Below are 13,600 nucleotides of genomic sequence, written 5' to 3' on the forward strand. Positions count from 1 at the left end.
TTTTATCGCCGAGCAGCACCAGGAGTAGTTGCGTGTCCGTCGCGTTGGTGACCGGTTCCGGAGGCTTGATCGGCTCGGAGGCCACCCGGCACTTCGCCGGCCTCGGCCTCGACGTCGTGGGCATCGACAACGACATGCGCCGCTACTTCTACGGCGAAGACGGGTCGACCGCGTGGAGCGTCGAGCAGCTGGGCAACGACCTCGGCTCCGCTTACACGCACTACGAGACCGACATCCGCGACCGGGCCGGGCTCGAGCAGATCTTCAAGAAATACGGCTCCGACATCGCTGTGGTGATCCACACCGCCGGCCAGCCCTCGCACGACTGGGCCGCGAAGGAGCCGTTCACCGACTTCGACGTCAACGCCGTCGGCACCCTCAACGTGTTGGAGAACACCCGCCAGCACTCGATCGACGCGCCGTTCATCTTCTGCTCGACCAACAAGGTCTACGGCGACCGGCCCAACAGCCTGCCGTTGATCGAGCAGGAAACTCGTTATGAAATCGCGCCCGACCACCCCTACGCGGGCGGCGTGACGGAAGACATGTCGATCGACGACTCGATGCACTCGATCTTCGGCGTGAGCAAGGTCGCCGGCGACGTGATGGTCCAGGAATACGGCCGCTACTTCGGGATGAAGACGGCGGCGTTCCGCGGCGGCACGCTGACCGGCCCGGCGCACTCGGCGGCCGAGTTGCACGGCTTCCTCGGCTACGTGATGCGCTGCGTGATGGAGGGTCGCACCTACAACCTCTATGGCTACAAGGGCAAGATGGTCCGCGACGCGATCCACTCCCACGACGTGCTGACCGCGTTCGAGGCCTTCTTCCGGGCGCCCCGCTCCGGCCAGATCTACAACCTGGGCGGGGGCCGGCACTCCAACACCTCGCACATCGAGGCGTTCGCCCTGGCCCAGGAGATCTCCGGCCACGAGGCGAAGATCAACTATGTCGAGCAGGCCCGGATGGGCGACCACCAGTGGTGGATCAGCAGCATGGCGCGCTTCCAGGAGCACTACCCCGAGTGGCGGCAGACCTACGACGTGCCGATGATCCTGCGCGAGATCTACGACGCCAACGTCGACCGCTGGGTGCCGGGGTCGTGATCGACCGGGGCCGGCACAGCGTGCTGGGTGTGCTCGTCGACGCCGTCGACTACGAGACGGCGACCGCCCGGGTGATCCGGGCGGCACACGAGCGAACGCCGCTCGCGCTGACGGCGCTCGCCGTGCACGGCGTGATGACCGGCGTGCTCGACCCGGCACACAACGCCCGGCTCAATTCGTTCGACGTGGTCACGCCCGACGGGCAGCCGGTGCGCTGGGGCCTCAACCTGCTACACGGCGTGGGCCTGACCGAGCGCGTCTACGGGCCGACGCTGACGCTCGAGGTGCTGGCCCGGTGCGCCGCCGAAGGGCTTCCCGTCTACCTCTACGGCTCCACCGACGAGACCCTCGGCCGCCTGGTGCCGGCGCTGGAGAAGATGTTCCCGGCCCTCAAGCTGGCCGGCTACGAGCAGTCGAAGTTCCGCACCGCCCGGCCCGGCGAGGGCGTGGAGATCGCCGACCGGATCCGCAACTCCGGCGCCCGGGTGCTGCTGGTCGGGCTCGGCTGCCCACGGCAGGAGATCTTCGCGTACGCCATGCGCCCGTTGCTCGACATGCCGCAACTGGCCGTCGGCGCGGCGTTCGACTACCACGCCGGCCTGCTCCGCAAGCCGCCGCCGTGGATGCAGAAGCGCGGGCTGGAGTGGCTCTGGCGGCTCGGCCTCGAGCCGCGCCGGCTGTGGCGCCGCTACGTGATCCTCAACCCGGCCTACGCGGCCCGGCTGTTCGCGCAGAAGACCGGCCTGTGGAAAGCGACCCCGCCGCCACCGGCGACGGAGCCGCTCACCGAGTTCCCGGTCTGACCGTCAGAGCGTCAGGGTCCAGGTGTTGATGTAGCCGGTGTCGAGCCGGGCGACGTCTTGCACCCGCAGCGACCAGGTGCCGTTGGCCGCCTCGCTGCCCAGGTTGACCGTGTAGGTGGCGTTGACGTTGTCGGCGCTGTCGCTGCCACTGCTGTTCTTGAGCCGGTAGGCCGAGCCGTCCGGCGCCACCAGGTCGATGACCAGGTCACCGCGCCAGGTGTGGACGATGTTGACGGCCGCGGTCGAGGCCGTCGAGGCGTTGCGGTTGCAGCCCGAGATGCTGATCGTGCTGGCCACCGCCGCGCCCGCGTCCGGGATGTTCACGTCGGTGCCGTTGGTGCCGGAGCAACTGCCGCCGGTGCCGCCGGTCACGGTCAGCGTGTAGGTCGCCGAGCGCGTGCCCGACGCGCCCGTGCCGTTGACGCTCACCGTGTAGGTGCCCGGCGGTGTCGCGGCCGAGGTGGCGATCGTCAGCGTCGACGAACCGCCGGAGGTGACGCTCGCCGGGCTGAAGCTGGCCGTCGCACCGGACGGCAGCCCGCTGGCGGCCAGTGACACCGACTGGGCCGAGCCGGACGTGGTGCTGGTGGAGACCGTGGCGGTGGCCGAACCGCCCGGCGCGACCGAGCCCGCGGTCGGCGCGACCGAGACGCTGAAGTCGTTGGCCGGCGGTGTGCCGTCGTTGACCACGAAGAGCAGCCGGTTCGGGGTGCCGGTGCCCGGGTTGGTCACCACGTTGGGCGTCGCGTTGTTGACCAGGTAGTCACGTACCTGCTGGTTGGTCCAGGTCGGGTTGGCCGACAGCACCAGGGCGGCCGCCCCGGCGACGTGCGGCGTCGCCATCGACGTACCGCTGATGGTGTTGGTCGCGGTGTCGCTGGTCGACCAGGACGAGGTGATGTTGACACCCGGGGCCAGGATGTCGACGCAGGTGCCGTAGTTCGAGAACGAGGCCGCGGCGTCGTTGTTCTGGGTGGCCCCGACGGTGATCGCGTTGGGCACCCGGGCGGGCGAGTAGTTGCAGGCGTTCTGGCGTACGCCCAGGGTGTTGCCGTTGCCGGCGGCGATCGCGAACGTGACGCCCGAGTTGATCGCGCTGTTGACCGCGCTGTCGATCGCCGTGTTGGCGCCGCCGCCGAGGCTCATGTTGGCCACGGCCGGCTTGATCGCGTTGGCGGTGACCCAGTCGATGCCGCCGACCACCTGTGCGTTGGTGCCGCTGCCCTGACAGTTGAGCACCCGCACGGCGACCAACTGCACACCCTTGGCCACGCCGTACGCGGAGCCGCCAACCGTGCCGGACACGTGCGTGCCGTGCCCGTTGCAGTCGTCGGCCGTGCCGCCGTCGACCGCGTCGAAGCCGCTGACCGCCCGCCCGCCGAACTGCTGGTGGCTGGTCCGGATGCCGGTGTCGATGATGTACGCGTGCACGTTCGACGCCGTGTTCGGGTAGGTGTAGGACTGGTTGAGCGGCAGGTTGCGCTGGTCGATGCGGTCCAGCCCCCACGACGGCGGGTTGGTCTGGGTGCCGAACGCATGCACGGTGTGGTTCTGTTCCACGTAGGCCACGTTCGGGTTGGCCGCGACCCGCTTGGCCTGTGCTTCGGTGGCCCGCAGTTCGAAGCCGCGTAGCGCGCTGCGGTAGGTGCGGACCACCTTGCCGCCGTGCCGGCCGGCCAGGGCCGACGCGTTGCCGTCGACCGACGCCTTGGCCACCGCGGTGTTCTTGAAGACCACGATGTAGCTGTCGGCCACGGCGGTGTCGCCGCCGGCGCTGAGCACCGTGCCGCTCGGTTCGGCGGCCGCCGCCGGTGCGGCGAACGCGAACGCGGTCAGGGCACCGACCCCGACCAGGATGAATTTGCGCGGGAGTCTCATCTCCCTCCTCCCCTCCGATCGGCGGACCGCCCGCCCGCTCGTGGCGGGATATCGGCGCTCACCGATCGATGGTGAGGCTATGCGCAGAGGAGCGAACTAAACAGATGTCGAATTTTCTATATCACCGAGTGATGGCCCCTACGGGATGATTCTGCGGGTCGCACCGGGGGCCGGCCCGGATGTGTCCGCCGGCCGCTTCGGTGAGGATCGATGCATGGGGACCTCACTGGCACTGACCACCGCCATCGCCGCCGCCGCGCTCGCCGCGGCCGCGCTCGCCGACCTGCTGCCGCGCGCCACCACCGCGGCCGTGCTGCGGCGGCGCGCCGTACGCCTGCAACTGCTGGTGGGTGGGTTGCTCGCGGTGCTGGCCGCGATCGGTCTGGCCGGCGTCGCCGGTTATGACGACCTGGTGCCCGCGGTCGTGCCCTTGATCGTGCCGGCGCTCGCCGTCAGTTTCGTTTCGCTGCGCCGGATCGGCCGGGTGCGGCGCGGGGCCGCCGCGTTCGCGACGGCGCCGCACACTCCCGCGCCTCCGGGCCTGCGCGCCGCGGCCGCGCATCCCCTACTCGCCCTACCGATCCAGGTCACCGCGCTGGCGGGCGTCGCGGCCGTGCTGGCCGCCGCCGGCCTGGTCGCGCTGACCGTGCCCGCGGTGCTTGGTGTGGTGTTGACCGCCGCCGGGCTGGTGGTCACCGGCATCGGCGTGCGTGACGCGCTGCGCCACAGCCGGCTCGCCGAAAGTGCCGTCGCCCGGCCCGAGCGCCTAGCGCGGCCGGTTGGAGTCCTGCAGGTATAGCAGCTCCAGAATGGAGCGCGCCGCTTCGAACCAGCGGTCGAGCCAGCCCGCCGTGGGGATGCTGCCCTTCGGCGGGAGCTCCAGCAGCAGACCGCGCAGCAGCGGGTGGTCGGCGATCAGCGCGTCGGTCGGTAGATCGCCGCTGATCCACTGCGGCGCGGGATAGCCGGCCTCGATCGCCTGCAGTGCCGGCCGCTCGGGCGCCGGATTGTTGTTGAGGTCGGCCGGCATCCCCTGGCGGACAACCCGCTCGGGTTCGCGCTCCGTCGGCGCCTCGATGGTCAGAGACGCTTCGCGCCGGGTCTTGCGGTACGGCCCGGCGAAGCGCTCCTGCGTCGCCGAACCGTTTCCGAGATTGTCGGGCATGGTCATTCGTCTGTCGCCTGCCTGCTCGTTCGGACTAACCCGCTCGGCGGGTTGACCTGGCATTTGCCGTGTCGTCTGGTACAACGACCCGGCGCGGGGACAGTTCTGGCCCTACTCCCGGTCTGGTGCCGGTCGAGCCCCGACGCGAAACCAGGCGCCCTCCGGGGCTGGAGGACGCCTGGTGTGGGCCGGGTTCGCTACAGGTCGAACTCGCCGTCCTTGGCGCCGCCGACGAACGCGTCCCACTCGTCGATGGTGAACAGCAAGGCCGGTCCGGTGGGGTTCTTCGAGTCCCGCACCGCTACGGCACCGGGAACGAAGGCGACCTCGACGCAGTTGTCGCAGTTGGGCCCGCTGCGCGTGCTCTTCTGCCAGACCGCACCGGTCAGATCGACATGAAACCCCTTGGTCTCGCTTTCCACAGTGGCTCCTTAGCTAGCTTGGCAATGTAGGCCACCGACTCCTCGGGGCGGAGCGCGGCAGCACGGATGTGGTCGAAGATGAAGACGTACTTCCGCAACTCGTCGCTCTTCTCGATGAAGAGGCCCCCGGTGGCGTTTTCCGCGTAGACCACTTCGGGGTCACTCGGCTCGGGGAACTCCAGAATGGCGAAGGTGCCGTCCATGCCGGCGTGGGCGCCGGCCTCGAAGGGAAGTATCTGCAGAGTCACGTTGGGGAGATCCGCCGCTTTTACAAGCCTTTCGAGTTGGGCCCGCATGACGGCGTCACCGCCAACGGGCCGGCTCACCACTGCCTCATCCAGGACGAACCAGAGGTCGATCGGATCGTCCTCTTTTAATAACGACTGACGGGCTCGTCGGACACTCACCCGACGGTCTACATCTTCCGTGGTGAAGTCCGGGCGCGCAGCACGGATCATGGCTTTCGCATAGTCCTCCGTCTGGAGGAGACCCGGGACTGCCTGTTGCTCGTACGCCCGGATGGAATGCGCTGCCGCTTCCAGTCCTACATAGGCGCCGGCGAGCACCGCACCGTATGGATGCCACCAGCCTTTCTGGCGAGCCTCCCGGGCGATCTGGACGAGTTCCTCGCACTCCGGGCCGGTGATGCCATAGATGGCGAGCATGTCGCGCACGTCGCGCGGTGTGGCTGAGGTGTGGCCGGTTTCGATCCGCGAAATCTTCGACGCGGAGCATTCCAGCCGCTCAGCGACGCCGTCGATGGTGACGCCCGCACCTTCGCGACGGCGGCGCAACTCAGCGCCGAGTCGCCGGCGACGGATGGTCGGGCTCCGGCGTTCGGTCACCGGGTCACCTCCGGACAGGTGCGGAATGACGTCGTTAGCGTCCGCACCCGCCGCAGGACCAAATCGGACTAATGCGGCGAGCTTCGCGTATTGCTACGGTCGCTGGTTGATGCGGGTTCAGTCTGACGTCCTAATCGGCCGGACATCAAGGACCATAGCGGCCACAAGAGGCCACGAAAGCACTACCAAAGTGCAACTTGCATTGATCATGTTGTTGGTGCACTCTCTACGTATGCCACGGGTTACTCAGCGTTTCTGAAAGATCAGTTCTCCCCGACGGTTCTTTTCTGAGTTGTCCCGATCATTCGGCTTCGGAACAGGAGTAGATGTGCTTCCTCGCTCCGGTGACGTGCTGCACGTGACGCGCGCGGCGAGCGTCCAGTTCATCGACCCTCTTCTCTTCCGCGTAATCCGCGTTCACGACTGGCCCACCTACGACGGCTGGGTCTGGCTCGACGGATACGAGCTCAACGCGGCCGGCGACGCGGTGGAGCGGCGCTCGATCTTCGTACAGGTCAACGGCCTGAGGCAGCTGCGCTCGCCAAACGACCTAAGGGCCGCCCCCCGCCGCTTCGGCGGCGGCGTGCCGGCCGTGCCCGCCGTCGCGGCTCGCGCGGGCTGACCCTGCGCGTTCCCCGCATGCGGGGGCCCGCGCAGCCCTAGACTCGACATACCCACCGAAATGTTCCTCCACGGCGTGACCAGGACCCCTATTCCTGGGGGTCACCCATGGTCAAGCCACCGGCGCGACCGCTGATCCGCTGTGCTCCGTTGTGTCTCGCGGCCGCCGCGTTCGTTATCGGCGGCGTCGCCCTGCCCGGGGTCGCCCTGACCGTAAGCACCGCCCCGGCGGCGCTGCAGAACACGCCCGCACCGATCCACGGCGTGGCCGGAACTACTGCCACGCCGTGGGTCGCCCAAACGGCCGAACCGACCGATACGCCCGGCACCGCACGGGCCGCCACCATCACCGAGCCGCCCGCGACGACCCACGAGTCCGGCCGCGCCGGCGCAGCCAGCACCATCGTCGCGGCCGCGACCGCGCACGAACCTGGTCTCGCCCCCGCAGCCAGCACCATCGTCGCGGCCGCGACCGCGCACGAATTTGGCCTCGCCCCCGCAGCCAGCACCACCATCGCGGCCGCGACCGCCCGCATCCCCGGCGTCTCCGACAAGGCGAGCACGGCCGGGACGACCGGCGTCGCCACCGCAGCCGGCGCGTCGGCGACCGCTGACGTGGGTGGGGCATTCCATGTCAGCAAGCCCGGCGTGGAGAGCCTGTCGGGCAGTGGCAGCCTGGCGCCGCCACCCGTCATGGCGTTGCCGACGCCGCACTGGCAATACCTGCGACCGCTGCCACCTCAGGCCACGGCCGGCTTGGTCGGCGTTGTCCAGCCGGTCGCGGAACAGCCGTTCGACCCCGACGGGGACCGGCCCGACGACGACGATGGCGACCCGGTCCAGGACGCACCGGACGACCAGGAAGCGCCTGACGACGAGCAGGTGCCGGACAATGTCGTACCCAACGAGCCCGGGGTGCCGGTTCCGCCCGCGCGCCCGGCGCAGCCCACCGTGGCTCCCGCACCACCGCCACCGCCACCCACCGCCACCGGCGTGGCGCCGCGACCGGGTCCGGGCGACCGGACGCCGAACCGTCAGAACCGGCGCCGCACGGCAACACCGTCGCCGGCCGACACCCGGGGCCTCGACGAACTCTTCCCGGACCGGCCGTCGGCGAACCCGACACCCGGTGCCGGCGCGGCCGCCGGCGGTGCGGGCGGATCAGACCCGTCCGGCTACGGCAAACCGCTGATCTACTCCGGCATGGCCGGCATGGTCGCGTCCGCGGTCGGGATCGCGATCGTCTTGCGCCGCCGCCGCGGCTGGTAGAGCCCCCGCTACGGGCCGGGTGGGATGACCGGCGGCGTTGTCGGTGTCGCGGTCACCGCCGGGGTGGTCGGCGCCGTCGTCGGACCGAGCGAGACCTGGAGCGTGACCGTCGTGCCGGGCTTGACCTGGGCGCCGGCCGGCGGGTCGGAGCCGACCACGGTGCCGGCCGGCTCGTCGGACGCCACGTAGGTCAGGCGGGCCGGCAACCCCGCGTCGGACAGAACCTGTCCGGCTTCGAGGACGCTGCGGCCTTCCACCTCCGGGACCTCGATCGCCGCGGGCGTCGTCACCGTCGGTGAGGGCGAGCTTGTCGTCGGTGCCACCGTCGTCGGCGCGGCCGTGGTTGGTGCCGGGGCGGAGGTAGTCGGCGTCGGGGCCGGCGTGCTGCCGTCGCCGCGGAGGATCAGCCAGAGACCGAAGGCGAGGACGCCGAGCAGGATCAGCGCGATGATGCCGACCAGGATGGGCATCCACCAGCGCCGGCCGCCGCCGTCGCTGGGCTGCCAGCCGCCGCCCGAGGGCGGGCCGTCGTCGGGTGGGCCGCCCGGGCCGCCGGGCTCCGGGATGCCGGCGCGGCCGGCCCAGGCCCGATCGACCGGTGGCGTGGCGTTGCGCGGGCCCTGCTGCCGGATCGGGGTGGTCGGATCGTCCTGCGGCGAGCCGTTGTGGGGGCCCGAGCGGGGCAGGCGGGCGGTGCGGTCGGCCGCCGAGATCTGGGTGGTGCGGTCGTCGGCGACCGATTCGATACGCGCCGTGCGGTCGGGATCGTCCGGCAGCGGCTGGGTCTGCGCCGCCGCGTCGCCGCTGCCGGCCGGGTCGGACGGCACGGACCGCTCGTCGCCGACGCTGCCGGCCGGGTCGGATGGCACGGACCGCTCGTCGCCTTCGTCGCGGATCGGGTCCGACGGTGCCGGGCGCTCGTCGTCGCGGATCGGGTCGAACGGCGCGGTGTGGTCGAGCGACTCGTCCCGATTCACCGGCAACCGCTGCGTTTCAGCCGCCTCGTCTTCGTCGTCGTCGCGAATCGGGTCGAACGGCGTGTGGTCGAGCGGCTGGCCGTCTTCGTCCGAGCCGGCACCGCGCCGGGGGCGCGGGTCCTCGGGCTGGTCGGCCATCACGATCCCTTCGCCGCCGGGAAGATCCGGCACCGACCCTAGCCTGCCGGGCTGGAACCCGCTTCGCGCGTCCGCGACGGTTGTGCAGAGCAGGCTCGCCCGCGCTGCGGCCGGACGCTACGCTGCCCGGCATGGCCGTACGAGGCTGGGGAGGATCGATCGCCGCGGCGATCGGCATTGCCGCGTGCGCGGGTGCCGCGCAGCTCGGCCTCGGCTACGGCCTGGGCATCATCACCTGGTTGCCGGCGTCTGACCGGGTCGGCGAAGCGGCCTGGGCGGCGAGCCTGGCCTGGGCCGCCTGGATCGCCGCGACATCCACCGTCGCCGGTGCGATCGGCGCACAGCGCCTCACCGAATCGGCCGACGTCGACGGCGAGCCGCCGGCGGCCGCGCTGCTCGGTCGCGTCTCCCTGGTCATCGCCGCAGCGGTCGGCGCACTGGTCACGGTCGCGCTGGTGGCGGTCCCCGCGCGCGCCGCGGTCCGGGCCGACACCTTCTCACCGCAGACCATCGCCGCGGGCTACGCGGTGATCGGCGTCCTGCTCGGCATCGTGGTCGCGATCTGGGCGCTCTCCTCCCGCGCGGCGGCCGTCAACCTCATCGCCACGGTCGGTTGGCTCTGGGTGCTCTCGATCGTCTCGGTCAGCGAGGGCGTCCTCAACGGCGGCGACCAGGCCCCGGCCCAACTCGGCGTCTGGCAGATCACCAGCGGCGGCGAGGCCCTCTGGTTCCGCGACTACCTCTACTGGCCGGGCGCGGCCCTCTCGCTGGGCGCGGCCTTCGTCATCGGCGCTCTGGTCGCCCGCCGCCCGGCCCGCGACCCCCTGCACCGCGTGGGCGCAGCGGTCTCCGGTGTGACCGGCCCACTCGTGGTCGCCGCCGCCTACTTCCTCGCCGCGCCCCGGTTGTCGGGCATCCGCCCGGAGCAGGTCTCGGCGCACCTGCTGGCCCCCTACGCGGTCCTGGCCGGTCTGGCCGGCTCAGTGCTGGTCACCTCGCTGGCCCAGCGCGCCGACCGCCCCACCACACCGGTCACCCTCCCGACCCAACGCGGCGACGAACCCGACGACGACCCGTTCGGTGACAGCCCAACCCGCTACGCGACCGCCACCCGCACTTACGGCGACGCCGACGACCACGGCTACGGCACGTCCGACCACCCGAGCGACAGCACCGAACCGAGCACCGCCCGCACCTCGGTGGCAACGCCCCTGTGGCCCGAAGGCACCGCACCCGGCGATCCGACCACACCGCCGGAACCAGAACACAAACCTCGCCGCTTCGGCCGCCGCAGCAAATAGCGCCGGCCGCCCACGCGACCCGGGGGGACGATCGCGAACCATACGGCTGCCGGCAGCCAGCGCGGCGACCGACCGCTTCGGCAACCAGGTTCGTGCTTGACCCGCGCGTCGTCAGTCGATCGGCCAGGTGTGGACCGGGTCGTTGGTGCGTTGCAGTTCGCCATAGCGGGTCAGCATGTGGTGCAAGGCGGTCGTGCGGTCCATTCCCCGCTTGCGTTCGGCCACCCGCACCATCGACGTCTGCCACGCGGCACCGTTCTGCCCCGTGCGACACCGTTCCCCGATGATGGACAGCAACTGGTCGCGGAACCGTGGTGCCACACCGAAGCGGTCGAGGCCCGCGGCCGCCCGGGGCAGCAACACCTCCGGCACCAGGTCGGCGATTCGCACCTCGCCGTGGCGCGGCCAGTAAACGCGGGCATCGAGGCCCCGCCGGGCCGCCGCGTGGAAGTTCTCCTCCGCCTTCGTGAACGGCAGCTGACTCCAAATCGGACGGTCGGCCTCGGCCAGCTCGCGGACAAGTCCAAAGTAGAACGCCGCGTTCGCCAGCATGTCGACCACGGTCGGACCGGCCGGCAGCACGCGGTTTTCGACCCGCAGATGCGGGCGGCCGTTGGTGATGTCGTAGACCGGGCGGTTCCACCGGTAGATGGTGCCGTTGTGCAGCCGCAACTCGCCGAGACGCGGCACGCCGCCGTTGTGCAGGACCTCTACCGGGTCTTCGTCGTCGGTGATGGGCAGCAACGGCGGGAAATAGCGCACGTTCTCCTCGAACAGGTCGAAGATCGAGGTGATCCAGCGCTCGCCGAACCAGACCCGCGGGCGTACACCTTGGGATTTCAGCTCGTCGGGTCGCGTGTCGGTGGCCTGCTCGAACAGCGCGATCCGGGTCTCCGCCCAGAGCTGCTTCCCATACAGATAGGGCGAATTGGCGCCGATGCCGACCTGGATGCCGGCGATCGACTGCGCGGCGTTCCAGTAGTCGGCGAACGTGTCCGGTGAAACCTGCAGGTGGAACTGCACGCTGGTGCACGCCGACTCCGGCGCGATCGAGTCGGTGAAGGTCTGCAACCGTTCGACGCCACGGATGTCGAGCCCGATGTCTTCGCCGCGGGCGTTGACGATCTGCTCGTTGAGCGCCCAGTAGCGCTCGTTGCTGGAGAGGTTGCCGAGGACCAGATGGCGCGGGGTGAGCGTGGGGAGGATGCCGATCAGCACGATGGTCGCGTCGGCCTTGTTGGCGCGGTCTTCCGCGCGCCCGAGGCTGGCCTGGATGTCGTGCTGGTAGTCGGCGAAGCCGTCGCCCTCGATCATGCGAGGTCGGGCGTTGAGCTCAAGGTTGAACTGGCCCAACTCGGTCTGGAAGGTCGGATCAGCGAGGTTGGCGAGGATCTCCGCGTTGCGCATGGCGGGCTCGGCGTCTTTGTCGACCAGGTTGAGCTCGATCTCCAAACCGGTCGTCGGCCGCTCGGCGTCGAACTCGAAGTCGTCGAGCATCAGCGCGAAGACATCGAGACATCGCCGAACTTTCTGACGATAACGGACGCGATCCTCGCGGGAGAAACCAAGCGGCGACACATCCTTGCCCATGTGTGCCCTCCCCGGCGCACGGCCCCGTATGTGACTGGCGTGGACCCTTCACGGTAAGAGCGCGAGGGGCGCTCGGCCAGGGACAAACCAAATACTTATCACCCTTTGTAAGCGGATCAAAGCGTTCAGTCCACCATACGCCAGGGCCCCGGCAGCTGTGATCAGCTGCCGGGACCCTGGAAAAGGGGGTGTATCAGGCCTGGCGAACGGCCTCGCCCTCGATCTCGATGCGCACCTTCTTGCCCACCAGAACGCCACCGGTCTCCAGGTTGACGTTCCAGGTCAGGCCGAAGTCCTCACGGTCGATCTCGGTGTGCGCCGAGAAGCCGAAGATGTCCATGCCGTAAGGGTTGCGGCCGGCACCCTCGAACTCGACCTTCAGCTCGACCCTGCGGGTCACGCCGCGGATCGTCAGCTCACCGGGAAGCACGAACTCCGTGCCGTTGACCTCCTTGACGCCACCGATGCTCTGGAACTCGATGGTCGGAAACTCCTCGGTCTTGAGGAAGTCGGGGCTGCGGAGGTGGTTGTCGCGGTCCGCGACGCCCGTGGTGATGCTGGCGGTCTTGATCGTCGCGGTGACGGTGGACTCCAGCGGGTTCTCGCCGACGGTGATCGTGGCGGATGCCTCGTCGAAGTGACCGCGTACCTTGGCGACCATCATGTGGCGCGCGGTGAAGCCGACCAGCTTGTGCGCGGGGTCGAGGTCGTACGTGCCCGCGGTCGGAATGGTCACGCCGTTCCAGACGCGGGTGTTGTTGGTGACGGTGTCGCTCATCGGAGAAGAACCCTTCAGCGGTTGGTGGGACGAACTCAACGCTTGACTCAGCAACTATATCCCTCGCAATATTCCTCGTGTCAAGGACTGGTACACTTGTTCTCGTGGCTGAGCTGTTAGACGACCCCCGCATCACCGCGATCGGGCTGCTCTCCGAGACCTTCATCGGGCTCTCGGCGCGCTTCGCCGCGCAGTTCGCGGGGCACAAGCTGTCCCCCGTCGAGTTCGAGGTCCTGATGCGGCTGGCCCGCTCCCCAGGCCACGAACTACGCATGACCGACCTCGCCGCCCAAACCTCGCTCTCGACCAGCGGGGTCACCCGGGTCGTCGACCGGATGGAGCGCGACGGCCTGCTCCAACGCCGCGCCTGCCCGACCGACCGGCGCAGCTCCTACGCGGGCGTCACCAACGCCGGCATGACGAAGCTCGCCGACACCCTGCCGGGCCACCTGGAGCTGATCGACGAGTGGTTCACCGGCCAGCTCACCCCGGCCGAGCTCGACCAACTCCTCGGCCTGTTGCGCCGGGTCCGCGACGCGGTCAACCCCTGCGCCACCGCCGGCGTGCCCGAGCGGGGCGGAGCCTGCGATCCGGCAATCGACCCAGACCCGGACGCGTCGGAGACGCTCACCGCTCGATAGGCGTAATCGGTCACCGGCAGAAAGACCGGCAGAACCGATAGACCCCAATCGTCAAAAGCCGCATTT

The 13,600-nt window shown here is 69.8% G+C and carries 14 protein-coding genes; 7 read left to right on the forward strand and 7 right to left on the reverse strand.

Annotation, left to right across the window (positions count from 1 at the left end; genetic code table 11):
- Positions 1-32: 32 nt before the first annotated feature.
- The gene (locus AB0J74_RS23465) at positions 33-1,106 is read left to right on the forward strand and encodes an NAD-dependent epimerase/dehydratase family protein (RefSeq protein WP_363451290.1); all 1,074 of its coding nucleotides are present in this window, start codon (positions 33-35) and stop codon (positions 1,104-1,106) included.
- On the forward strand, positions 1,088-1,909 hold the full coding sequence (locus tag AB0J74_RS23470; protein ID WP_363451724.1) for a WecB/TagA/CpsF family glycosyltransferase: 822 nt from the start codon (positions 1,088-1,090) through the stop codon (positions 1,907-1,909). Before AB0J74_RS23465 ends, AB0J74_RS23470 begins: the two co-directional genes overlap by 19 nt.
- A gap of 3 nt (positions 1,910-1,912) precedes the next feature.
- Here the strand turns inward: AB0J74_RS23470 and AB0J74_RS23475 are convergent, their stop codons facing one another.
- A complete protein-coding gene (locus tag AB0J74_RS23475; RefSeq protein ID WP_363451292.1) occupies positions 1,913-3,787 on the reverse strand; it encodes a S8 family peptidase in 1,875 nt (624 codons plus the stop codon).
- A 214-nt stretch (positions 3,788-4,001) separates the two neighbouring features.
- Between AB0J74_RS23475 and AB0J74_RS23480 the strand changes: the two genes are divergently transcribed.
- Positions 4,002-4,586, forward strand: coding sequence for a hypothetical protein (locus AB0J74_RS23480; RefSeq protein ID WP_363451294.1), 585 nt, complete (start codon positions 4,002-4,004; stop codon positions 4,584-4,586).
- Here the strand turns inward: AB0J74_RS23480 and AB0J74_RS23485 are convergent.
- The 3 genes from AB0J74_RS23485 to AB0J74_RS23495 all read right to left on the reverse strand — a co-directional run bounded on the left by AB0J74_RS23485 (position 4,554) and on the right by AB0J74_RS23495 (position 6,219).
- On the reverse strand, positions 4,554-4,958 hold the full coding sequence (locus AB0J74_RS23485; RefSeq protein WP_363451296.1) for a hypothetical protein: 405 nt from the start codon (positions 4,956-4,958) through the stop codon (positions 4,554-4,556). The two genes, AB0J74_RS23480 and AB0J74_RS23485, sit on opposite strands and share 33 nt — an antisense overlap.
- Positions 4,959-5,149: 191 nt before the next feature.
- Complete coding sequence (locus AB0J74_RS23490; RefSeq protein WP_363451298.1) at positions 5,150-5,374, reverse strand: DUF397 domain-containing protein; 225 nt, start codon at positions 5,372-5,374, stop codon at positions 5,150-5,152.
- Positions 5,338-6,219 carry a helix-turn-helix transcriptional regulator gene (locus AB0J74_RS23495; protein ID WP_363451300.1) on the reverse strand — a complete coding sequence of 294 codons (882 nt, stop codon included), beginning with the start codon at positions 6,217-6,219 and terminating at the stop codon, positions 5,338-5,340. Before AB0J74_RS23495 ends, AB0J74_RS23490 begins: the two co-directional genes overlap by 37 nt.
- Before the next feature lie 328 nt (positions 6,220-6,547).
- On the opposite strand from AB0J74_RS23495, the gene AB0J74_RS23500 reads away from it, so the two are divergent.
- Together AB0J74_RS23500 and AB0J74_RS23505 are read left to right on the forward strand one after the other, a co-directional pair.
- Entirely contained in the window at positions 6,548-6,841 is a 294-nt protein-coding gene (locus AB0J74_RS23500) for a hypothetical protein (RefSeq protein ID WP_363451302.1), read from the forward strand.
- A gap of 107 nt (positions 6,842-6,948) precedes the next feature.
- Positions 6,949-8,109, forward strand: a complete 1,161-nt coding sequence (locus AB0J74_RS23505) for a hypothetical protein (RefSeq protein WP_363451304.1) — start codon at positions 6,949-6,951, stop codon at positions 8,107-8,109.
- An 8-nt stretch (positions 8,110-8,117) separates the two neighbouring features.
- On the opposite strand, the gene AB0J74_RS23510 is transcribed toward AB0J74_RS23505, so the two are convergent.
- Positions 8,118-9,257, reverse strand: coding sequence for a PASTA domain-containing protein (locus AB0J74_RS23510; protein WP_363451306.1), 1,140 nt, complete (start codon positions 9,255-9,257; stop codon positions 8,118-8,120).
- A gap of 98 nt (positions 9,258-9,355) precedes the next feature.
- Here AB0J74_RS23510 and AB0J74_RS23515 point away from each other — a divergent pair, with 98 nt between their 5' ends.
- Positions 9,356-10,525, forward strand: a complete 1,170-nt coding sequence (locus tag AB0J74_RS23515; RefSeq protein WP_363451308.1) for a hypothetical protein — start codon at positions 9,356-9,358, stop codon at positions 10,523-10,525.
- A gap of 111 nt (positions 10,526-10,636) precedes the next feature.
- Here the strand turns inward: AB0J74_RS23515 and AB0J74_RS23520 are convergent, their stop codons facing one another.
- Together AB0J74_RS23520 and AB0J74_RS23525 are read right to left on the reverse strand one after the other, a co-directional pair.
- Positions 10,637-12,115 carry a glutamate--cysteine ligase gene (locus AB0J74_RS23520; protein WP_363451310.1) on the reverse strand — a complete coding sequence of 493 codons (1,479 nt, stop codon included), beginning with the start codon at positions 12,113-12,115 and terminating at the stop codon, positions 10,637-10,639.
- 193 nt (positions 12,116-12,308) lie between these two features.
- Positions 12,309-12,893, reverse strand: a complete 585-nt coding sequence (locus tag AB0J74_RS23525) for a YceI family protein (RefSeq protein WP_363451312.1) — start codon at positions 12,891-12,893, stop codon at positions 12,309-12,311.
- A 104-nt stretch (positions 12,894-12,997) separates the two neighbouring features.
- On the opposite strand from AB0J74_RS23525, the gene AB0J74_RS23530 reads away from it, so the two are divergent.
- Positions 12,998-13,534, forward strand: coding sequence for a MarR family transcriptional regulator (locus tag AB0J74_RS23530; RefSeq protein ID WP_363451314.1), 537 nt, complete (start codon positions 12,998-13,000; stop codon positions 13,532-13,534).
- Positions 13,535-13,600: the final 66 nt, after the last annotated feature.

This window comes from Asanoa sp. NPDC049573, from assembly GCF_040676615.1.
In the GTDB taxonomy this organism is placed as follows: Bacteria; Actinomycetota; Actinomycetes; order Mycobacteriales; family Micromonosporaceae; genus Asanoa.